Source organism: Streptococcus zalophi (genome assembly GCF_016481285.1).
GTDB classification, from domain to species: domain Bacteria; phylum Bacillota; class Bacilli; order Lactobacillales; family Streptococcaceae; genus Streptococcus; species Streptococcus zalophi.
The window spans coordinates 11863-34639 of record NZ_JAENBP010000006.1 but is presented as its reverse complement, the minus strand read 5'-3'; the positions used below and the strand labels follow the sequence as shown (position 1 = coordinate 34639).

At 33.8% G+C, this 22777-nt stretch carries 19 protein-coding genes and 3 tRNA genes; 16 read left to right on the top strand and 6 right to left on the bottom strand.

Features of this window, described 5'->3' with window-relative positions; translation table 11 throughout:
* Positions 1–8 precede the first annotated feature (8 nt).
* The 3 genes from JHK64_RS05465 to trpS form a co-directional block, all read right to left on the bottom strand.
* Complete coding sequence (locus tag JHK64_RS05465) at positions 9–878, bottom strand: GRP family sugar transporter (RefSeq protein WP_199567995.1); 870 nt, start codon at positions 876–878, stop codon at positions 9–11.
* Positions 879–998: 120 nt separating this feature from the next.
* On the bottom strand, positions 999–2480 hold the full coding sequence (guaB, locus tag JHK64_RS05460) for an IMP dehydrogenase (RefSeq protein WP_199567994.1): 1482 nt from the start codon (positions 2478–2480) through the stop codon (positions 999–1001).
* A gap of 107 nt (positions 2481–2587) precedes the next feature.
* A complete protein-coding gene (gene trpS, locus JHK64_RS05455; protein WP_199567993.1) occupies positions 2588–3619 on the bottom strand; it encodes a tryptophan--tRNA ligase in 1032 nt (343 codons plus the stop codon).
* Between the two features lie 105 nt (positions 3620–3724).
* Here trpS and JHK64_RS05450 point away from each other — a divergent pair, with 105 nt between their 5' ends.
* The gene (locus JHK64_RS05450; protein ID WP_199567992.1) at positions 3725–4597 is read left to right on the top strand and encodes a YitT family protein; all 873 of its coding nucleotides are present in this window, start codon (positions 3725–3727) and stop codon (positions 4595–4597) included.
* A 79-nt stretch (positions 4598–4676) separates the two neighbouring features.
* A complete protein-coding gene (locus tag JHK64_RS05445) occupies positions 4677–6296 on the top strand; it encodes an ATP-binding cassette domain-containing protein (RefSeq protein WP_199567991.1) in 1620 nt (539 codons plus the stop codon).
* 83 nt (positions 6297–6379) lie between these two features.
* Here the strand turns inward: JHK64_RS05445 and JHK64_RS05440 are convergent.
* Positions 6380–6453: transfer RNA gene (locus tag JHK64_RS05440), tRNA-Asn, on the bottom strand.
* Between the two features lie 28 nt (positions 6454–6481).
* A tRNA-Glu gene (locus tag JHK64_RS05435) sits at positions 6482–6553 on the bottom strand.
* Positions 6554–6717: 164 nt separating this feature from the next.
* Here JHK64_RS05435 and JHK64_RS05430 point away from each other — a divergent pair.
* Positions 6718–6791, top strand: a tRNA-Arg gene (locus tag JHK64_RS05430).
* Between the two features lie 38 nt (positions 6792–6829).
* Here the strand turns inward: JHK64_RS05430 and rlmH are convergent.
* Positions 6830–7309, bottom strand: a complete 480-nt coding sequence (gene rlmH / locus JHK64_RS05425; RefSeq protein WP_199567990.1) for a 23S rRNA (pseudouridine(1915)-N(3))-methyltransferase RlmH — start codon at positions 7307–7309, stop codon at positions 6830–6832.
* A 178-nt stretch (positions 7310–7487) separates the two neighbouring features.
* On the opposite strand from rlmH, the gene JHK64_RS05420 reads away from it, so the two are divergent.
* The 13 genes from JHK64_RS05420 to JHK64_RS05360 all read left to right on the top strand — a co-directional run bounded on the left by JHK64_RS05420 (position 7488) and on the right by JHK64_RS05360 (position 22754).
* Complete coding sequence (locus JHK64_RS05420) at positions 7488–8717, top strand: S1C family serine protease (protein ID WP_199567989.1); 1230 nt, start codon at positions 7488–7490, stop codon at positions 8715–8717.
* 50 nt (positions 8718–8767) lie between these two features.
* Positions 8768–9532, top strand: a complete 765-nt coding sequence (locus JHK64_RS05415) for a ParB/RepB/Spo0J family partition protein (protein WP_199567988.1) — start codon at positions 8768–8770, stop codon at positions 9530–9532.
* A gap of 236 nt (positions 9533–9768) precedes the next feature.
* Entirely contained in the window at positions 9769–11133 is a 1365-nt protein-coding gene (gene dnaA / locus JHK64_RS05410; RefSeq protein WP_213086836.1) for a chromosomal replication initiator protein DnaA, read from the top strand.
* A 145-nt stretch (positions 11134–11278) separates the two neighbouring features.
* Positions 11279–12415: a DNA polymerase III subunit beta gene (gene dnaN / locus JHK64_RS05405; protein ID WP_199567986.1), complete on the top strand. Its 1137-nt coding sequence runs from the start codon at positions 11279–11281 to the stop codon at positions 12413–12415.
* A gap of 23 nt (positions 12416–12438) precedes the next feature.
* Entirely contained in the window at positions 12439–13320 is an 882-nt protein-coding gene (locus tag JHK64_RS05400; RefSeq protein WP_199567985.1) for a diacylglycerol/lipid kinase family protein, read from the top strand.
* A gap of 12 nt (positions 13321–13332) precedes the next feature.
* Positions 13333–13530 (top strand): DUF951 domain-containing protein, encoded by a 198-nt coding sequence (locus JHK64_RS05395; protein WP_199567984.1) that lies wholly within the window; start codon positions 13333–13335, stop codon positions 13528–13530.
* A 43-nt stretch (positions 13531–13573) separates the two neighbouring features.
* Positions 13574–14512: an aldo/keto reductase gene (locus JHK64_RS05390; RefSeq protein ID WP_199567983.1), complete on the top strand. Its 939-nt coding sequence runs from the start codon at positions 13574–13576 to the stop codon at positions 14510–14512.
* Positions 14513–14676: 164 nt separating this feature from the next.
* A complete protein-coding gene (locus JHK64_RS05385; protein WP_199567982.1) occupies positions 14677–15339 on the top strand; it encodes a YoaK family protein in 663 nt (220 codons plus the stop codon).
* 234 nt (positions 15340–15573) lie between these two features.
* Positions 15574–15936, top strand: a complete 363-nt coding sequence (locus tag JHK64_RS05380; RefSeq protein WP_199567981.1) for a helix-turn-helix transcriptional regulator — start codon at positions 15574–15576, stop codon at positions 15934–15936.
* A gap of 94 nt (positions 15937–16030) precedes the next feature.
* Positions 16031–17146, top strand: a complete 1116-nt coding sequence (ychF, locus tag JHK64_RS05375; RefSeq protein ID WP_199567980.1) for a redox-regulated ATPase YchF — start codon at positions 16031–16033, stop codon at positions 17144–17146.
* A 65-nt stretch (positions 17147–17211) separates the two neighbouring features.
* A complete protein-coding gene (gene pth / locus JHK64_RS05370; RefSeq protein ID WP_199567979.1) occupies positions 17212–17781 on the top strand; it encodes an aminoacyl-tRNA hydrolase in 570 nt (189 codons plus the stop codon).
* On the top strand, positions 17774–21271 hold the full coding sequence (mfd, locus tag JHK64_RS05365; protein WP_199567978.1) for a transcription-repair coupling factor: 3498 nt from the start codon (positions 17774–17776) through the stop codon (positions 21269–21271). The genes pth and mfd overlap by 8 nt, the downstream gene beginning before the upstream one ends.
* On the top strand, positions 21246–22754 hold the full coding sequence (locus JHK64_RS05360) for an oligosaccharide flippase family protein (protein ID WP_199567977.1): 1509 nt from the start codon (positions 21246–21248) through the stop codon (positions 22752–22754). The genes mfd and JHK64_RS05360 overlap by 26 nt, the downstream gene beginning before the upstream one ends.
* Positions 22755–22777 lie beyond the last annotated feature (23 nt).

Here is a 22777-nt window from a genome sequence, read left to right as displayed (position 1 = left end):
ACTGCTTTTTAGTATGACTTGACAATACCTAATAAAGTGGCTCCAACTAGAAAACAAAGTATGCCAATAAGAACCCACTTCATTTCTTTCTTGGTTTTCTTTTCACCAAGAACAACAATACCACCAATAATTGAAATAATAGCACCTAATTGTGAAAAACTAAAAGCAATAGCTAAACCAGCAGAAGAAGCAGCCAACAACATAAAAAGATTACCAAACCCCCATAAAATACCCACCAGGGAATTTTTCAAAACAAGAGGTGAAAAATCTAATTGAAATTTTAGAAAATAACTAGAGCCAATAATCATCCCAACAGCCATAGGCAAAATAACAGATAAAACATCAAACGCCATGATATTATTAAATAAAATAGTATAGGCAAGGTAACCAAATGTTGAAAAAGCAAGAGCAATAAAACCTTTATTAAAATTAGTTAACTTACTTTCTTTTTCTTCTCTAGAAGGATCAACTTTACTTAAAAAATAAAAGCCAATGACTAAAAAAAGTAAAGCTAACCCACCTAATGAAAAATGAACACTAGTGGTCCATTCATGAAAGATAAAAGCACCAATTAAACTACCAAAAACAAGTTGACTGCCACTTGACAATGGATTGGCAACAGAAACTCCCATATGTTTCATTGCAGTAAACTGTCTATTTTGACCTAATGACCAAAGAATACCACCTATGATTCCAAACACCCATAGTTGAATAGATAATTGGGGTCTAGCGATTAAATAAACAACAATTCCAAAAAACAAGGAACCAATTGTCATTCCAAAGGTTTGTTGGTTTGCTGTTCCTCCAATTTTATTACTAACAAAACCAATGCTCCCCCAAGCAAACATCGGAACGAGGGCAAATAATATTCCTTCCATTTTTCTCCTTTACAGAAACTTTACATAGTTGTAAATTAAATTTACAACTATGTAAATATATAAAATTAAGAGACACCACTACCATAGACTGATAGTGGTGTCATTTAGTCACTAATTATTTTACTTGACAGAATAGTTTGGTGCCTCATTGGTAATTTGTACATCATGAGGATGACTTTCTATTAAGCCTGCACCTGTCATCTCAATAAATTGAGCTTTTTCATGTAAGTCTGTTAAGTCAGCTGCACCTACATAACCCATACCAGATTTAACTCCACCTAGCATTTGGAAAATGATATCAGCTGCTGCGCCTTTATAAGCGACACGACCTTCAATACCTTCTGGAACAAGCTTGTTGGCTTCATTAACAGCCCCTTGGAAATAACGATCACTAGACCCTTTTTTCATTGCTGCAATACTTCCCATACCACGGTAAGTTTTAAATTTACGACCTTGGAAAATTTCTGTTTCTCCAGGCGCCTCATCTGTTCCAGCAAAGAGTGATCCTAACATAACAGCATCTCCACCAGCAGCTAAAGCTTTTACAATATCACCTGAATACTTGATACCACCATCAGCAATAATCGTTTTTCCATACTCTCTAGCAACACTGGCAGCATCATAGATGGCAGTAATTTGAGGAACACCTACTCCAGCAACAACACGAGTCGTACAAATTGAACCTGGTCCAATTCCAACTTTAACCACATCAACACCTGCTTCAAATAAAGCACGCGCACCTTCTGCTGTAGCAATATTTCCTGCAATTAGAGTTTTATCTGGAAAATGTTTTCTAATTTCTGCGATTTTTCTAAGAACACCCGCAGAGTGACCATGTGCAGTATCAATAACTATCGCATCTGCTCCTTTTTCAAATAAAGCTTCTGCTCTTTCAAAGGTATCAGAAGTGACACCAACTGCACCTGCTACTAGTAATCGACCAAATTCATCTTTAGCAGCATTTGGAAATTCTATCACTTTTTCAATATCTTTAATTGTGATTAAACCTGATAGACGGCCGTTATCATCAACAAGTGGTAATTTTTCAATACGATGTTCTTGAAGAATTTTTTCTGCTGTTTCTAAGTCTGTTCCGATTGGAGCAGTAACAAGATTTTCGCTTGTCATATGATTAGAAATAGGTTGATCAAAGTTTGAAATAAAACGTAAATCACGATTGGTTAAAATCCCAACTAATTTGCGATTTTCTAAGGTTTCAACGATAGGAACACCGCTTATACGGTATCTTCCCATCAACTCATCAGCTTCTGCAATGGTATGTTCTGGTGTTAAGAAGAATGGATCAATAATAACACCATTTTCTGAACGTTTTACTTTTCTAATTTCTTCTGCTTGTTGCTCGATACTCATATTTTTATGAATAACACCCAAGCCCCCTGCACGTGCTACCGCAATTGCCATTTGGCTCTCAGTAACAGTGTCCATAGCCGCTGTAATAATAGGAATGTTCAATGTTAAATTGGGCGCAAGTGTTGTTTTCATACTGACTTCATTTGGCAGTACATGGCTTTCTGCTGGAATTAATAAAACATCATCAAAAGTGTATCCTTTTTTTAAAAATTTCTTTTCCCAATTTGACATGGTTCAGCTCCTCTTTTCTAAATGTAATAATGCTTAAAATGGATTGTTACTATCATATCATGCTAAGATAATTTGTCAATCAATTTAAACTGAAAAATGTTATTTTTCTATAACTTGTTAAAATAGTTGATTCCCATGGCTGATTTTACTTCAGATAGGGTTTGTGCTGCTTTTTCACGCGCTTTTTCACTGCCTTTTTCCAACATGCGATAAACTTCACCCATATCTTTAGCAAATTCGAGACGTCTATTTCTTATTGGTGCTAATTCTCTTTCCATAATATCTAAAAGGAATCGTTTTGTTTTCACATCACCTAGACCACCTTTTTGATACTGTTCTTTCATACGTTCAATTTCTGCTTTATCCTCTTTTTTACCAAAGACATCTAAATAATGAAAGACCATATTGCCTTCAATTTGACCTGGATCTTCCACACGAATATGATTTGGATCAGTATACATGCTCATAATTTTTTTCTTAAGAGTATCTGGATCATCAGCTAAATAAATCCCATTATTTAACGATTTTGACATTTTAGCATTACCATCTAACCCAGGTAAACGTCCAGCAGCTTCATTTTCTGGAAAAAGACCTTCTGGTTCCACCAAAACATCGGTTTTGTATGTGTGGTTAAAAGAGCGAACAATTTCTCTTGTTTGTTCAATCATTGGTTTTTGGTCAGAGCCAGCAGGAACAAGATTGGCTTTAAAGGCAGTAATATCTGCTGCTTGAGAAATTGGATAGACTAAAAAGCCTGTTGGAATGCTTTCGCCAAAACCTTTTTGCGCGATCTCAGTTTTAACGGTTGGATTTCTTTGAAGACGTGCTACAGAAACCAAATTCATGTAATAAACTGTTAATTCTGCTAATTCTGGAATTTGACTTTGAAGAAAAATGGTTGCTTTTTTAGGGTCTAATCCCACTGCTAAATAATCTAGAGCCACTTCTCCAACAGATTCAATAATTTTTTCAGGATTTTTAGCATTATCAGTAAGTGCTTGTTGATCAGCTAAAAAGATAAACATGTCATATTTATTTTCATTTTGTAGAAGCACACGATTTTTAACACTACCAACGTAATGCCCAACATGTAATTTACCTGTTGGTCGGTCTCCTGTCAGAATAATAGGTTTTCCCATTTTGAACTCCTTTGATATAAATTAATAAAATTATAACATATATCTTGACGTTGTGCCTGTTAAATAGGATAATAGAGTTTGTCACTCTTTTGAAAGGAACTAGCAATGAAAAATAGAATTCGTGATTTATTATTTGTTACCGTTGGTGCTTTTATCGCTGCCATTGGTATTAACGCCATGTTTTTAGAAAACCGTATTGTTTCTGGAGGACTAGGAGGTTTATCTATTGCCACCAATGAATTATTTGGCTGGTCCCCAGGTATTTTTGTCATGGTTGCCAATATTCCACTTTTAGCCTTGTGTTACTTTTTTCTAGGAAAAGCAACCTTTTTAAAAACAGTCTACGGCTCTCTCATCTTCCCAGTTTTTATCAGTTTAACAGAAAAACTACCAACAATTACTCACAACCCTCTTTTAGCCTCTATATTTGGTGGTGTCATTATGGGAATTGGTCTTGGTATTGTCTTTTTAGGAAATTCTTCTACTGGTGGAACAAGTATCATTACACAAATCATTTACAATTATTCTTCTCTTTCTTTAGGAGTTGTTATGACTATTGTTGATGGTATTGTGGTTATAATTGGTTTAATCGCCTTTGATGCTGATACTGTGATGTTTTCAATCATTTCACTCATTACGATTGGCTATGTCATAAACATTATGCTTTCTGGTCTAAAAGCTTCTAAAAATGTGATGATTATTTCACGCAAACAAGAACAAATCAAAGAATTAATCACAACAACAATTGAACGTGGGGTAACAGAAATTCCTATCACTGGTGGTTTTACCGGTCAACAACGACACATGATTATGACTACTCTTTCAACCAATGAGATTCCTAGATTACAAAAAGAAATCCAAAACATTGATGAAGCTGCGTTTGTTATCGTCATGCCAGCCTCTCAAGTTATGGGAAGAGGGTTTAGTTTGACAAAAGATCACCATACAATGGATGAAGAAGTTTTATACCCAATGTAATCATTCTCTATAATCGTTGAAAAACGACCAATTTTCGTGTAGAATGAAGAAAACAAGAAAGAGATAATGAGGTAGAAAATTGCTTACAGTTTCAGATGTATCCCTTAGATTTAGTGACCGTAAACTTTTTGATGAGGTCAATATCAAATTTACTGCGGGAAATACTTATGGCTTAATCGGGGCCAATGGTGCAGGAAAGTCAACATTTTTGAAAATACTAGCCGGTGATATCGAACCAACCACTGGAAGTGTCTCGCTTGGACCAGATGAACGCCTCTCTGTTCTTCGTCAAAATCATTATGACTATGAAGATATTAGAGCTATTGATGTTGTGATTATGGGAAATGAAGAGCTCTATCGCATCATGAAAGAAAAAGATGACATCTATATGAAACCAGATTTTTCTGAAGAAGATGGGGTTCGTGCTGCAGAATTAGAAAGTGATTTTGCAGAATTAGGAGGATGGGAAGCTGAAAGTGAAGCTGCTCAACTACTCCAAAACCTTAATATTCCTGAAGAATTACACTATCTTAATTTGAGTGAGTTAACTAATGGTGATAAGGTGAAAGTCTTACTAGCCAAAGCTTTATTTGGTAAACCAGATGTGCTTTTACTTGATGAGCCAACTAACGGTCTTGATATTCAATCCATCAGTTGGTTGGAAGATTTCTTAATTGATTTTGAAAATACCGTTATTGTTGTTTCCCATGACCGTCACTTTTTAAATAAAGTTTGTACTCACATGGCCGATCTTGATTTTGGAAAAATCAAAATCTTTGTGGGGAATTATGATTTCTGGAAAGAATCAAGTGAATTAGCCCTTCGTTTACAATCAGACCGTAATGCTAAGGCAGAAGAAAAAATCAAAGAATTAAAAGAATTCGTAGCCAGATTCTCAGCCAATGCTTCTAAATCCAAACAAGCAACGTCACGTAAAAAAATGCTTGAAAAAATTGAATTGGAAGAAATTGTTCCTTCTAGCCGTAAATATCCCTTCATTAATTTCAAATCTGAACGTGAAACTGGAAAAGAGTTACTAACTGTGGAAAACTTAAAAGTCACCATAGATGGGGAAGTTATTCTAGATAATATCAGCTTCATTCTTTATCCTGGTGATAAAACAGCTATTATTGGTCAAAATGATATTCAAACAACGGCACTTATTCGTGCTTTAATGGGAGATATTGACTATGAAGGAACCATTAAATGGGGAATTACAACCAGCCGTAGCTACCTACCAAAAGATAATTCCCGTGAGTTTGAAAGTAAAGACTCTATTTTAGATTGGCTCCGCCAATTTGCTAGTAAGGAAGAAGACGACAATACTTTCCTTAGAGGTTTCTTAGGACGCATGCTCTTTAGCGGAGAAGAAGTTAACAAGCCTGTTAATGTCCTTTCTGGTGGTGAAAAAGTTCGTGTCATGTTGTCTAAGTTAATGTTATTGAAATCAAATGTTCTTGTTCTTGATGATCCAACTAACCATTTAGATTTGGAGTCAATTTCAAGCCTTAATGATGGTTTGAAAAAATTCAAAGAAAACATTATTTTTGCTAGTCATGACCATGAGTTTATTCAAACACTCGCCAACCATATTGTTATCATTTCAAAAAATGGTGTCATCGATCGCATTGATGAAACCTATGACGACTTCTTAGAAAATCAAGAAATCCAAGAAAAAGTAAAAGCTCTTTGGCAATAAACAAAAGCCCTCTGAAATTCAGAGGGCTTTTCTATTATTTAGAAATAAAAAAATCCTAAGAAAACTTAGGATAAGTCTTATCACTCCGGCAGTAGGACTCGAACCTACGACATCATGATTAACAGTCATGCGCTACTACCAACTGAGCTATGCCGGAATATAACTCATTAGAGTAAAGCTAAAAATAGTCCGTACGGGATTCGAACCCGTGTTACCGCCGTGAAAAGGCGGTGTCTTAACCCCTTGACCAACGGACCAAAAGTCATAAGATTTTTCTTTGACACTCTTAATATTATATCAAATAATTCTGTTTTGTCTACCTTTTTTTCAAAATATGTGATATTTTTTACTGAAAGCATTGATTTGTCATCTTCTTATTGACAAATAGATGGTTTTTTTGATAGAATGAAATGGTTGAAATGGTCTCATAGCTCAGCTGGATAGAGCATTCGCCTTCTAAGCGAACGGTCGCAGGTTCGAATCCTGCTGAGATCATACTTTAAATAAAAGCTCTTGGTAAAAACCAAGAGCTTTTATTTATGATAAGGACTACCTTGTTGAATCATGAAAGAACGATAAATTTGTTCAACTAACACTAAACGTATTAATTGATGTGGAAGTGTGATTCTTCCAAAACTGACTAGTAAATTAGCCCTTTTTTTCAAATAATCACTCAAACCAAGACTACCACCAATAATAAAAGTAATCGTAGAATAGCCGTTAAGTGTGATTTGTGAAAATTTCTGACTCAACTCTTCTGATGAAACTTGTTTTCCTTCTATAGCAAGCGCAATAACATAATCTCTTTCACCAATTTTAGTCAACAAACGTTGTTTTTCTTTTTCTAAAATGTTACGATTTTCGGCTTGACTAGCCTGGTCTGGTGTTTTTTCGTCTGAAACCTCAATGATTTCAACCTTGGTAAAGCGTTCCAGACGCTTCACATACTCTGCAATGCCTTCTTTAAGGTATTTTTCTTTTAGTTTTCCAACAACTAATAATTTAATTTTCATAATGACATTATAGCACAACTTTCAGAAAGAAATAAAAATGACAATGCTAAGTTTTATCAATTTTCATCTTTTTCAAAAAGTTTTCAACAACCTGTGGATTACTTTCTTTTTACTGTGATTTAAGGTATAATTAAGCAAACTCCCTTAGAATGTAAGAAAAGTTTCGGAGGTTACAAAAGTGAAAAAAAAATCTAGCTTTTTCAAAAAAATTATTAATTTCTTATTTATTATCTTATTTGGTTTCCTAGGAGGTTTTGTGGCCACCTTTTTCGTCTTACAAATGAATGGTGGAAACTTATTTTCTAATACCACACCTGTCTCGCAGGTTAAAACAAGCAACACCAAGTATAATACCGTAACATCAACAACAGATGCTGTTAAAACAATTCAAAACACTGTTGTTTCAGTCATTAACTACCAAGTAAATCAAGATGATTTTGGGTATTATGATTATTTCACGTCTGAAAATGAAGATCGTTATGTTGACGACTCAGGACTCACTGTCTTTAGTGAAGGGTCAGGCGTTATCTACAAAAAAGATGGCAAAGATGCCTACTTAGTGACCAATAATCATGTTATCAGTGGGGCTCAAAAAATTGAAATCTTGTTAAGTAACGGTAGTAAAGTTGTTGGTGAACTTGTTGGAGCTGATACTTATTCTGACCTAGCTGTGGTGAAAATCCCTTCAGAAAACGTTGATGTTGTTGCCGAATTTGCCAATTCAGACAATCTCAATGTAGGAGAACCTGCTATCGCTATTGGTAGTCCTCTAGGAAGTGAGTATGCCAATTCTGTTACCGAAGGAATTGTCTCAAGTCTTAGTCGCACTGTCACATCACGAAATGAAAATGGCGAAATTATTTCCACAAATGCTATCCAAACAGATGCTGCGATAAACCCTGGGAATTCAGGCGGACCACTTATTAACATTCAAGGTCAAGTCATTGGTATCAACTCTAGTAAAATTACTGTCAGTGGCGACTACACTAACAGTGTTGCTGTTGAAGGGATGGGATTTGCCATTCCATCAAACGATGTTGTTTCTATTATTAATCAATTAGAAGCAAATGGCTCTGTTAATAGACCAGCTCTTGGTATCTCTATGGCTAGTCTAAATGAAATCCCAACGTCATCATTTAGTAAATTAGATATTCCTGATTCAGTGCTTAGTGGTGTTGTCGTTATTTCAACCCAAGAAGGAATGCCATCAGATGGTGTCTTGGAAAAAAATGATGTTATTGTTTCAATTGATAAAGAAACAATTGAAACAACGAGTGATTTACAAAGTGTTCTTTATAAACATCAAATTAACGATAGCATCGAAGTAACTTTCTATCGTGGTCAAAAGAAAATGACAGAAACAATTCAACTAACAAAAACAACTGAAGATTTAAAGAAAAATGAATAACTAGCTATTACCCCTATTTCTAGGGGTTTTTAGTAGTTTTGAGAGAAAAAATGAAAGAAATATTAAAATTAATTCCAATAAAAGATGTTCATAAAAATCCCTACCAACCAAGAATTCATTTTAATCAACAAGCTCTTGAGGAATTGAGCTTATCAATCAAGGAAAATGGTCTAATTCAGCCAATTATCGTCAGAGAATCTGATATATTAGGTTATGAGTTAATTGCTGGTGAGAGACGCTTAAGGGCGTCTAAATTAGCAGGTCTAGAAAGAATTCCAGCTATTATTAAATCAATTAGTGACGAAGATAGCATTAAACAAGCCATTATCGAAAATCTTCAACGTTCTGATTTAAACCCTATTGAAGAAGCAAAAGCTTATCAAAATGTTATCAATCAACAACAACTCACACATGATGAATTGGCTTTATATATGGGAAAATCTCGTCCTTATATCACTAACATTTTACGTCTCTTAAATCTTCCACAAGAAATCATTACAGCAGTAGAAGAAGGAGTTATTTCTCAAGGTCATGCAAGATTACTAGTTGGCATAAAATCAAAAAACAAGCAATTTTATTGGTTTGAAAAAATTCAAACAGACTCTCTTAGTGTTCGTGAATTAGAAAAAAAAGTTAATGCCACTAAATCTCCCAAAACAAAACGACCCGATATCTTTATCCTTGAAAAAGAAAAAGAATTACAAAAAAGTCTTGGCCTTCCAGTTGCCATAAAATACAAAAATGGCAATGGCTATCTAAAAATAAACTTTTCAACAGAAGAAGATTTCAACAGAGTTATCAACAAATTAAACTAGGGTGTTAAAAAACATTTTTTCCTATCATAATTATCAACAGAAAAAAATACTTTTAAAGTCAGTAATATCAAATAAAATAACACTTATCCACATGTTGTGGATAAGTGTTATTAATATTGTTTATAGTTTATTAACACCTGTGGATAACTTTCCTTCTAACTTGCTATTTTGATGGCTTTCTTTCTGTTTTTGTGTTAAAATAGAAAGAACTGAACAATCTTTTAGGAGGCGCTGTGATGAGCAATGAGCAGATTTTTTGGAACAGACTGATAGAATTAGCTCAAGAAAAATTAAGACAAACTGCTTTTGATTATTATATTGCCGATGCAAAACTAATCAAGGTTGAAAATAATGTAGCCACTATCTTTATCGAAGAAAAAAATAAAAAACTATTTTGGGAAAAAAACTTAAAACCAGCTATTTTAACTGCTGGTTTTGAAATCTATGATGCTGAAATAACAGCAGAATATGTTTTTGAAGACTTTTTAACAAGGACAGAATCTACTAAACAACCCGATTTTTTATCACAACCAACACGTCCTTTACAGGAATTAACGCCTGTTGAAAACGACTTAAATCCTAAATATCGTTTTGATAATTTCATCCAAGGACCAGGTAGTCAATGGGCATTTGCTGCTGCAAGAGCTGTGGCTGAAACACCTGGTATTACCTATAATCCTTTATTTATCTGGGGTGGTCCAGGACTTGGAAAAACACATTTGTTAAATGCGATTGGCAATTTTATTGTTGAAAACGATCCTAAAGCACGAATAAAATATATAACCACCGAGGAATTTATCAGTGAGTATGTGACTCATATTCGTTTAAAAACCATTGATGAGTTGAAAAATCAATTCCGTAATCTAGATGTGCTATTAATCGATGATATTCAATCACTAGCTAAAAAACCTGGTACTCAAGAAGAGTTTTTCCACACCTTCAATGCCCTAAGAGATAAAAATAAACAAATTGTCTTAACAAGTGATCGGTCTCCTGACCAATTAAACGACTTGGAAAATCGTCTTGTTACTAGATTTAGTTGGGGATTAACACAGGACATCACACCTCCAGAATTTGAAACACGTGTGGCTATCTTACAAGAAAAGATAAAAGAATATACCTATGATTTCCCACAAGAAACTATTGAATACCTTGCTGGACAATTTGACTCCAACGTTAGAGAGTTAGAAGGGGCTTTAAAAGACATCAACTTAGTGGCTAGTACGAAAAAAGTATCAACAATCACCATTGAATTAGTCGTAGAAGCCATTCGAGCTAGAAAACAAGAAAAACCAATCATTAAGGTTATCCCGATTGAAATGATTCAAGAACAGGTTGGAAAATTTTATGGTGTCACCACTAAAGAAATCAAGTCGACCAAACGAAATCAAAACATTGTTCTCGCAAGACAAGTTGCCATTTTTTTAGTCAGAGAGATGACTGATAACAGCCTTCCTAAAATCGGTAAGGAATTTGGTGGGAGAGATCATTCTACCGTTCTTTATGCCTACAATAAAATTAAAAATATGTTAGCTCAAGATGATAATCTAATGATTGAAATTAAATCAATTAAAAATACTATCAAACAGAGCTGTGGATAACATCAACATTAATTGGTAACTTTTTCCACAGGTAATCAACATAGGCTAACCTTAGACAAATAAAGAATTAGATGAGTTATCCTCATTATACACAGGCCTTATTACTATTACTATATATAATACTTATAAAATAAAGGAGTTTTCCATGATTCATTTTTCTATCAATAAAGCTTTTTTCCTTCAAGCTTTAAATGCTACTAAAAGAGCCATTAGTTCTAAAAATGCGATTCCTATTCTTTCAAGTTTTAAAATTGAAGTCAATAAAGATGCCATCACCTTAACAGGTTCTAATGGTCAAATTTCGATTGAAACCATTATCTCATCTAACAATGAAGATGCTGGTTTATTAGTTAGCCAAACTGGAGCTATCTTATTAGAAGCTAATTTTTTCACTAATATTGTATCAAGTTTGCCTGATATTATTTTTGAATTTAAAGAAATTGAACAGCAACAAGTCTTGCTTGTTAGCGGTAAGTCTGAAATCACCCTAAAAGGAAAAGATGTTTCTCACTATCCAAGATTACAAGAGATGGAAACGTCTCAACCTCTTGTTTTAAAGACAGAATTGTTTAAAACCCTAATCAGTGAGACAGCTTTTGCTGCTAGCCATCAAGAAAGTCGTCCTATTTTAACAGGTGTTCATTTCACATTAACCAACAACAATGAGTTGAAGGCTGTAGCTACCGATTCACATAGGCTTAGCCAACGAAAAATGACGCTTGATAAAACATCAGCTAACTTTGACGTTGTGATTCCAAGCAAATCTCTTCGTGAATTTAGTTCTGTTTTTTCAGATGCTGTGGAAACGATTGAAGTTTTCTTTTCTGACAGTCAAATGTTGTTTAGAAGTGATACCATTAATTTCTACACCAGACTATTAGAAGGCAATTATCCTGATACTGATCGTTTACTAACCAATCAATCTGAAACAACATTGGTCTTTAGTACAGGTGCTTTAAGACAAGCCATGGAAAGAGCTTTTCTAGTTTCTAATGCTACTCAAAATGGTACTGTTAAACTGGAAATCACATCACAAAAAGTAACCGCTCATGTTAATTCACCAGAAGTTGGTAAAGTCAACGAAGAATTAGATGTTTTAGAATCATCTGGCTCTGATTTAACCATTAGTTTTAATCCAACTTACTTGATTGAATCCTTAAAAGCTTTAAAAAGTGAAACAGTTGAAATACATTTCATTTCGCCAGTAAGACCATTCACTCTACTTCCTGCAGATGACAAAGAGAATTTTATTCAATTAATCACTCCTGTACGTACTAACTAAAAAATGAAAAAGACGACTAACTAATGAAAATACACTTATTAGCTAACCCTAATTCAGGAGATAAGTCTGCTCTTGAAAAGTATGAAAAATTAACTCACGCTTATCCCAACATTGATTTTAAACTTTATATTACGACTAAAGTGGATGATGAGAAAAATCAAGTTACTGCCATCTTATCTTCTTTCAACAAAGAAGAGGATGCCATTTTAGTCATTGGAGGAGATGGGACTTTGTCAAAAGTCCTATCACACTTACCAAAAGACATCCCTTTTGCTTATTATCCATCAGGTTCGGGAAATGATTTTGCTAGATCACTAAACATTAATTATATTGATAATATTATTTCAGCAATCAAACAAAAACAAAAACAGACCATCAATGTCATTAACTATGATAATGGCATCATTATCAATAGTCTTGATTTTGGTTTTGCGGCCAAAGTGATAAGTTTTTCTGAAAATTCACCATTAAAAACGATACTAGGAAAGGTTAAACTAGGTAAACTGATTTATCCTTTATATGGTGTTGTTTCTTTGTTTTGTACACCAACTGCTACTGTTTTTCTAGAAACAGAACAAGAAAAATTCACACTGTCTGATATTTTTTTCTTATCCTTTGCTAATAGTCGTTATTTTGGTGGAGGAATAGTGGTTTGGCCGGATGCTAGTCCTTTTGAACCTAATATTAACTGTGTTTATTTTAAGGATGAAGGATTGTTGAAAAACGTGATGACTCTGCTAGCAGTTCTTTTCAAAAATCACAAAAACACACCTGCCATTAACCATAAGATTTTTAAAAAAGTCACTATTACTAGTACTAAAGAAAATTTAGTCCAAGTAGATGGTGAAGTGATTGAAACAAACCAATTATCACTTTGTTGCGAACAAAGAGAGATTTATCTCTAGAAAGGATTAACAATGTATGCCTTAGGCTCCATAGTAGAAATGAAAAAACCGCATGCCTGCATTATCAAAGCGACAGGTAAAAAAGCTAATCGTTGGGAAGTGGTGAGAGTTGGAGCTGATATCAAGATAAAATGCACCAATTGTCAACATATCGTGATGATGAGTCGCCATGATTTTAATCGTAAACTAAAAAAAGTTTTAGAAACTTAAATATAGTAAACAAGGTACTGGACCCTTATCAAAGGAGAAAAAAATGGAAAATAGTCAATTAATCATTTCAGATAACTATCAAGGGAAAGACTTTAGTTTTAGAAGATTAGGATTAGGAACCATGAGAATGTCCACTAATCCTACATCAGATAGAAAAGAAAGCATTGCAACGATTCATAGAGCTTTAGATTTGGGGATTAGTTTTTTTGACACAGGTGATTTTTATGGTATCGATGGTCACAATGAAAAACTACTAGGTGAAGCTCTTAAAGGACAAAATAGAGATAAAGCTTTTATCTCCGTAAAATACGGTACTTTTGGAAATCTCTTTTCAGGTGGAAATACAGTTGATGTTGGTCCAAAAAATGTCAAAAAATACATCACCTCAACCCTTAAAAATCTCAATCTTGATTATATCGATTTATATCAACCTGCTAGAGTTGATATTGGTATTCCTATTGAAGAGACGATAGGTGCCCTCTCTGACCTGGTCAAAGATGGTTACATCAAACATATTGGTCTATCAGAAGTCGATAGTGAAATCTTACGAAAAGCTAATACAATTCACCCCATCAGTTTAGTAGAACTTGAATATTCTATCACCAATAATAGCATTGAAAAAGATATTTTACCTGTTGCTAGAGAGTTGGGAATAGGTGTCGTCGCTTTTGGTTTATTAAGACTAGGACGTCTTTTTGATACAGAAAAAGATCCTTTAACGGATGTGATGGCTACTATAGCAAAAGAAAAAAATATTTCTATTGTTCAATTAGCACATGCTTGGATTTATAACAAGGGTGAAGATATCATTCCCCTCACTGGTGCAAGAAAAATAGTTCAGTTAGAAGAAACTGTTGAAGGACTTACTATCACTTTAACTGAAAATGATATTACTAGAATTAATGAAGCTATCAAAATTAGTAATATCGTTGGTCCAACCATGTCTAAATTCACTATTAAAAATGGTGTTGTTAGTTATTAAGAAAAGATACTAAGATTAAACTAAGTTGTAAGGATTTATAAAAAAAGACCTTCAAAACATCATCACTGATGTTTTGGGAAAAAAGATTTATAATAAATAACGGCAATTGAATGACATTTGCCGTTTTATAATTAGTATCATTTTTAAAAAGAAGGTCGTATCATATGGAAACAGAAAAATATGAAGTTCATGAACGGTTAGAATTTGGACTTACTCTAGCTGCAGTGGCAGGTGGTTTAGATGCATACACTTTTTTAGCTCATGGTGAAGTGTTTGCTGGGCTTCAAACAGGTAATTTTATTTTACTAGGCATCCATTTAGGACAGGCTAATTGGTCTATTTTAATCAATCATCTTATTCCAATTATTGCTTTTTTCTTTGGGGTTTTAATCGCAAGACAACTACAAAAGAAAATTAGCAAAAATCAGCAATTATGGTTTTTACTTTTTGAAACTGTATTGTTACTATTTGTAGGAGTTTTTTCATCATTTCTCCCAAATCTACTAGCAAATGCATTACTATCCATTGCTGCAGCGATGCAACTACAAGTATTTGCTAAATTAAAAGGAAAACCTTTTACATCTTTAATGATGACTGGAAATTTACGCAATCTTGCCACTTATTTTTTTGAAGCTTATATTGATCATGATACAACAAAGAAAATAGCTTTCAAAGATACACTATTTATATTAGTTAGTTTTGCTTTTGGTGCCTTATTAAATGGTTTTTTTGTTACTTATTTAGGACAAGCAACCATATTACTTAGTTTGATTTTTTTAGGAATGGCTATTTTTTTACTTGTGAAAGACAAACAAACTTTTTTATGAATGATTTATTTTGTTTTTTACAAGGATTTAGAAGTTTCTTGTGTCAGGACATGTAAGATTAACATAGCCACTGTTTTTTGTGATTAGTATTTAAAATTTGTTTGCAACCATGAAAACCTTTTTAAATAAGCTTTTAGAAGATTTTTGCAACTATTAGTTGCGTCAAAAAGTGCTAGTGAAATCAAAACAAAAGAGCTAAGATAAAGGTATAAAATAAAGAAGGGAGCTCTAGTAATGACTCTATTTGCAGAACAATTAAAAATACATCGCAATAAAAGAAAACTATCTCAAGAAGATTTGGCAAGAGAATTATTTATCTCTAGACAAGCCATTTCAAAGTGGGAAAATGGTGAAGCTACTCCGGATTTGGAAAATCTTGTTAGTCTGTCCGAATTATTAGAACTTAGTTTAGACGAATTAGTGACAGGTAAGAAACCACCTGTACAAATCATTGATAAAAGTATGAATGGTTGGGAGTTTTTCACTAGACTAGGACAATGGTTTGTTAAGGTTTTTAGTCCGTATAAATGGTTTTATATTCTTGTCTTTCTTTATTTATTTTACTGGTTCTTACGTTCTAAAGGAATTGCTCCTTAAGAATAATCATCAGCTTGCAATCTTGCAGGCTTTTTCCTTTGATTTTATGCTATAATAGTGATGATTGAATTTTTGAATGGAGAATAGAAATTTTATGGCTTTAACAGCAGGCATTGTTGGTTTACCAAATGTGGGAAAATCAACCTTATTTAACGCAATAACAAAAGCAGGTGCAGAAGCTGCCAACTACCCTTTTGCAACTATTGACCCAAATGTTGGAATGGTAGAAGTTCCAGATGAACGCCTCCAAAAAATTACTGAAATTATTGTTCCTAAAAAAACAGTTCCAACAACTTTTGAGTTTACAGATATTGCAGGGATTGTCAAAGGAGCTTCAAAGGGTGAAGGTTTAGGAAATAAATTTTTAGCCAATATCCGTCAAGTGGATGCTATTGTCCACGTTGTACGTGCCTTTGATGATGAAAATGTTATGCGAGAACAAGGACGTGAAAGTGATTTTGTTGATCCTATCTCTGACATTGAAACCATCAATTTAGAGTTGATTTTAGCAGACCTTGAGTCTGTTAATAAACGCTATGCGCGTGTTGAAAAAATGGCTCGTACACAAAAAGATAAAGAATCTGTGGCAGAATTTAATGTTCTCTCTAAAATAAAACCAGTTCTTGAAGAAGGAAAATCAGCTAGAACAGTTGCTTTTGATAAGGAAGAAGAAAAAGTTGTCAAAGGGCTCTTTCTTCTCACAACAAAACCAGTTCTTTATGTGGCTAATGTTGACGAAGATAAGGTTGCTGATCCAGATAGCATTGACTACGTTAAACAAATCAGAGCCTTTGCTGAAACTGAGAATGCTGAAGTTGTTGTCATCTCTGCGCGTGCAGAAGAAGAAATTTCTGAGCTTGATGATGATGAAAAAGGGGAATTCTTAGAAGCTATTGGGTTGACTGAATCAGGTGTTGATAAGTTAACCAGAGCTGCTTATCACCTTTTGGGTCTTGGTACCTACTTTACAGCTGGTGAAAAAGAAGTGAGAGCTTGGACCTTTAAACGGGGAATGAAAGCACCACAAGCAGCAGGCATTATCCACTCTGACTTTGAAAAAGGTTTTATCCGCGCGGTTACTATGAGTTATGACGATTTAATGACTTACGGTAGTGAGAAAGCAGTTAAAGAAGCTGGTCGCTTGAGAGAAGAAGGAAAAGAGTATCTCGTTCAAGACGGCGATATCATGGAATTTAGATTTAATGTGTAGTTAACAATTAAAAAGGTTGGAAATACTATTTCCAACCCTTTTAGTGTTTAAGTAGAGGGAAATAAATGACAAAAATGATTGTTGGATTAGGAAATCCGGGTAGTAAATATCACGAAACAAAGCACAATGTTGGTTTTATGGCAATTGACACCATTGTCAAGGAAATTGACACAACCTTTACAGCTAATATCATCTTTAAAGCTGATATCGGAAGTTTTTTCCACAATGGTGAAAAAGTATATGTTGTGAAACCTACTACCTTTATGAATAATAGTGGTATTGCTGTGAGAGCTCTATTAACCTACTTTAATGTGTCAGTTGATGATCTGTTAGTGATTTATGATGATCTTGACTTAGCCGTTGGAAAAATCAGACTACGTCAAAAAGGTTCAGCAGGTGGACATAATGGTATCAAAAGTATTATAGAACATATTGGAACTAAAGACTTTAAGCGTATTAAGGTTGGGATTGGTCGTCCAGTAGGAAAAATGACTGTTGTTAAACATGTCTTAACACCATTTTCCACAGAGGATAAGATAACCATTTTAAACACGCTAGATAAGGTTGACACCATTGTCAAGGACTACTTACAAGAACAAAATTTTGAAAAGATGATGCAAAAATATAATGGATAAGATAACACTTTTAGACTTAATTGGTCAAAACACAACCATCACCAAATGGTTAAAAACAATTAAACAAGAAAAACGTCAACTTATCATGGGATTATCAGGTTCTGCTAAAGCACTAGTAATGGCTAAGGCTTACCAAGAACAAGATGGTAAACTGGTGATTGTGACAGCAACACAACATCAAGCAGAAGAATTGATTGCAAATCTCTCAAGTGTGATTGAGGATACTTTTATTTATCATTTTTTTGCTGATGATGTGCCAGCAGCAGAATTTATTTTTTCATCTTTAGACAGAGTTTCTTCTCGGCTAGAAAGCTTAAAATTCTTACGAGATAGAAACAAAAAAGGCATTTTAGTCACAACCATTGTTGGTCTTAGGGTCTTGTTACCTAGTCCCAAACAGTTTAAAGAAGCTACCATTTCTCTAGTGGTTGGAGAAGAAAAAAATCCCGAGGAGTTGGTTAATCACCTTCATCAAATGGGTTATGATCGTGTGTCTCAAGTTTTAAATCCAGGTGAGTTTAGTCAAAGAGGCGATATTCTTGATGTTTATGACATTACTCAGGAATTTCCCTATCGATTTGAATTTTTTGGTGATGAGCTTGATGGGATAAGACAATTTGACAGTGAGACACAAAAATCACTTCATTCTTTAGAATCTCTTGACATCAATCCAGCAGATGATGTCTTACTAACAAGAGAAGATTATTTGAGAGCTTCTTCTAAGATTGAAAAAGCGATAAAGGTAGCTAATCAGGAACAAAAACCATTCTTGGAAGATTTTTTAAGAGAAATCAAACAATTTCATAAACCAGAGCGTCATCGCCAGTTTTTATCGCTCTTTTATGAAAAAGAATGGACACTAAAAGACTATTTTCCAAAGGGTACGCTTGTTTTCTTTGATGATTTTCAAAAAATTAACGATCAAAACACGCGTTTGACGCTTGAAAGTGCACAACTATTAACAGATGATTTGCAAAAAAATCAGTCACTTTCAACAGTGACTTACTTTGCTGATCATTTTCAAACATTTAAAAAGTATCAACCTGCAACTTTTTTCACTTCTATTCATCGTGGCTTGGGGAATCTGACGTTTGATGACTTATATCAATATAATCAATATCCGATTCAAGAATTTTATAATCAATTACCTTTATTGGTTGATGAGATTAATCGCTATCAAAAACAAAAAACAACGGTTATTATTCAATCAAGCACAAAAAAGGAACTAGTCAAATTACAAGAAACGCTTAGAGAATATGGTTTAGATATTGTTATTACTGAAAACAATCACATTGTCCCATTTCACATTCAATTAATGCAATCGTCTTTATCTAGTAGTTTTTATTTTGCTGATGAAAAACTGGTTTTAATCACAGAAAAAGAAATTTTTCATAAAAAAGTGAAACGTCAAAGACGAACCACACAAATGACAAATGCGGAGCGTCTCAAAAACTATAATGAGCTTGAAAAAGGTGATTATGTTGTTCACCACATTCATGGGATTGGTCGTTTTTTAGGTATTGAAACCATTGAAGTCTCAGGTGTTCATAAAGACTATATCACCATTCAATACCACAATTCAGATCGCATTTCTATTCCAGTCGAGCAGATTAATCTCATTTCTAAATATCTTGCAAGTGATGGCAAAGAGCCTAAAATCAACAAATTAAATGATGGTCGTTTTCAACGCACCAAACAAAAAGTATCTAAACAGGTTGAAGATATTGCTGATGATTTAATCAAACTTTATGCCCAAAGAAGTCAGTTAAAGGGGTTTGCTTTCTCGCCAGATGATGATAGTCAAAAAGAATTTGATGCGGATTTTCCTTTTGTCGAAACTCCTGATCAACTTCGCTCTATCAAAGAAGTTAAAAGAGATATGGAAAACTCTCAACCAATGGACCGATTACTTGTTGGTGATGTCGGTTTTGGTAAGACAGAAGTTGCTATGAGAGCAGCTTTTAAAGCTGTCAATGATGGTAAGCAAGTAGCAATATTAGTCCCAACGACCGTCCTTGCTCAACAACACTATATGACTTTTAAAGAACGCTTTGAAGCTTATCCAGTGACGGTTGATCTGGTTAGTCGTTTCAAAACAAAAAAAGAGCAAGAAATGACTCTTGATCAGTTGAAGAAGGGCCAAGTTGATATTTTAATTGGTACTCATCGCATCTTATCAAATGATGTTGTTTTTTCTGATTTAGGATTAATTGTCATTGATGAAGAGCAACGATTTGGTGTTAAGCATAAAGAAAAATTAAAACAATTAAAAGCAAAAGTCGATGTTTTAACCTTAACAGCAACACCCATTCCTAGAACCTTACATATGTCAATGTTAGGAATTAGAGATCTTTCTTTAATTGAAACACCACCAACCAATCGCTATCCTGTTCAAACCTATGTTACTCCTTCAAATCCTGATATTATCAGAGAAGCCATTCTAAGAGAAATTGATCGTGGTGGCCAGATTTATTATGTCTATAATCGTGTTGAGACGATTGAGAAAAAAGTTTCTGAGTTAAAAGAGCTTGTACCAGAAGCAAGTATTGGTTTTGTACATGGTCAAATGAGTGACATTCAGTTGGAAAACACGCTCTTTAGTTTTATTGAAGGTGAGTATGATGTCTTAGTAGCAACAACAATCATCGAAACTGGTGTTGATATTTCAAATGTAAACACCTTATTTGTTGAAAATGCTGATTATATGGGGTTATCAACCCTTTACCAATTACGAGGTCGTGTTGGACGAAGTAGTCGCTTAGCTTATGCTTATCTCATGTATCATCCTGATAAAATATTAACAGAAGTCTCAGAAAAACGTTTAGAAGCCATCAAAGGCTTTACAGAACTAGGGAGTGGTTTTAAAATTGCCATGCGTGATTTAGCCATTCGTGGTGCAGGAAATATTCTTGGTGCTTCTCAAAGTGGTTTCATTGACTCAGTTGGTTTTGAAATGTATTCACAACTCCTTGAAGAAGCTATTGCAAGTAAACAAGGTCAATTGCCAGAAAGACAAAAAGGAAATACTGAAATTGACTTAAAAATAGATGCTTATCTTCCTAATGATTATATTGCTGATGAACGTCAAAAAATTGAAATTTACAAACGCATTAGAGAAATTAATAATCAAGATAGCTACCAAGAATTACAAGAAGAAATCATCGATCGCTTTGGCGAATACCCCGATCAAGTGGCTTATCTTCTAGAAATAGGACTCGTTAAAAGTTATATGGATAAAGCGTTTGTGGAGTATGTTCAAAAAAATAATGGCTATTTGACAATTCGATTTGAAAAAAAATCACTAAGCATTTATCTCACCCAAGACTATTTTGAAGCTATTTCGAAAACTCAGCTAAAAGCTCGCATTAGTGAACATCAAGGAAAAATTGAGATTGTTTTCGATGTTAGAAACAAAAAAGATTACATGATTTTAGAAGAATTAAAACAATTTGGAGAAGCACTAGATGACATTAAAGAAAGAAAGTCTTAATCATACTCAAAAAGCTAGTTTTATCATTGTTCTAGCTGGTTTGATATCAAAAATTTTAGCTGCCATCTACCGTATTCCTTATCAAAATATTGTTGGTGACAGAGGCTTTTATGCCTATCAACAAATCTATCCTTTGATTGGTATCATCTCAACCTTAGGATTAATTGCTTTTCCTAATATCATTTCTAGTTTGGCACAAAAACAAGAGAAAAAAACACTCGGTACCTTATTTCAACTAGAGTGTCTTATTTCAGGGATAGGATCACTTATTTTAATCCTTTTTAGTGGTTTTTTAGCAGAATTAATGGGAGCTAGTCCCTTAAAAACAGCTATTCAGATTGTAGGTTTAACCTTACTCTTGGTCCCTTTTATCTCTTTTTATAGAGGGTTGGCTCAAGCAAGAGGAAATATGCGACCAACAGCAGTTAGTCAAGTTGTTGAACAGACGATTAGAATTTCTGTGATTATTTTAGCAGCAATCATTTATGGAATTTGGCATCTAACCATTTACCAGGCTGCTACTATTGCTGTTTTAGGTAGTTTTTTAGCCAGTGCTATCACATTAATCTATTTAATAAGAAAAGCACCTGTTTCTCTGAAAAAAATCATACGAAATGGCTCTTTAACCCTAACAGCCATTAAACATATAGGTTTTCCAAGTCTTGTTTTTATCTTTTTTTCCATTTACTTACTCTTGTTTCAATTGATTGATGCGTTTTTAGTTAAAAATGCACTGGTTACGCAAGGACTATCAAATAATTTGGCAGAAATTGAAAAAGGGATTTTTGATCGTGGACAACCCTTAATTCAATTTGGTCTTATTTTTTCAACGGCTTTATTTACTACTTATCTTCCTAAATTGACGCGATACTATCATCGACAAAAAGAAGATTATCAGAGAGAGAATAAATTATTCTTAGCTTTCATTTTTTATTTTAATAGTGTGATAACTCTAGGTTTTCTAGCCATTTTACCTGAGATGAATCGTTTTTTATTTAAAAATAATCTTGGTATTGAAGCATTGATGATTTATCTTTTCATCATCTTTTTAACTAGTCTTATCCAATTTTTTCATCAGACCTTATTTATTGAAGGTCAAAATAAACAATCGTTACTTTATCTTCTTGTTGGAATTGTGGTAAAAGGACTTATCACCTATCCTTTAACCGTCATTTTTGGAATTGTGGGAGCTAGTTTATCAACAGTTTTTGCTTTAATTCTTGTTTTAAGTTGTTATCTCAAAAAAGAAAAAGTGAATTTACTATCTCTTTTAACACCCAAATTTGTTATTTCTGTCCTTGTTATGATTAGTTTTACTTTGGCAACTAGTTATCTTTTACCAAGTACTAATCGCTTAGCTTTATTTGTTAATATTGTTCTATCAACCCTTGTGGGTGCTGGTATTTTTCTTTTTCTAAGTAAGAGTTGGCAAATTTTTGATAAAAGATTATTTACTTTTCTACCATTCTACAAAGAAAAGTGATAAAATGAAGAGATGTGAGGGTT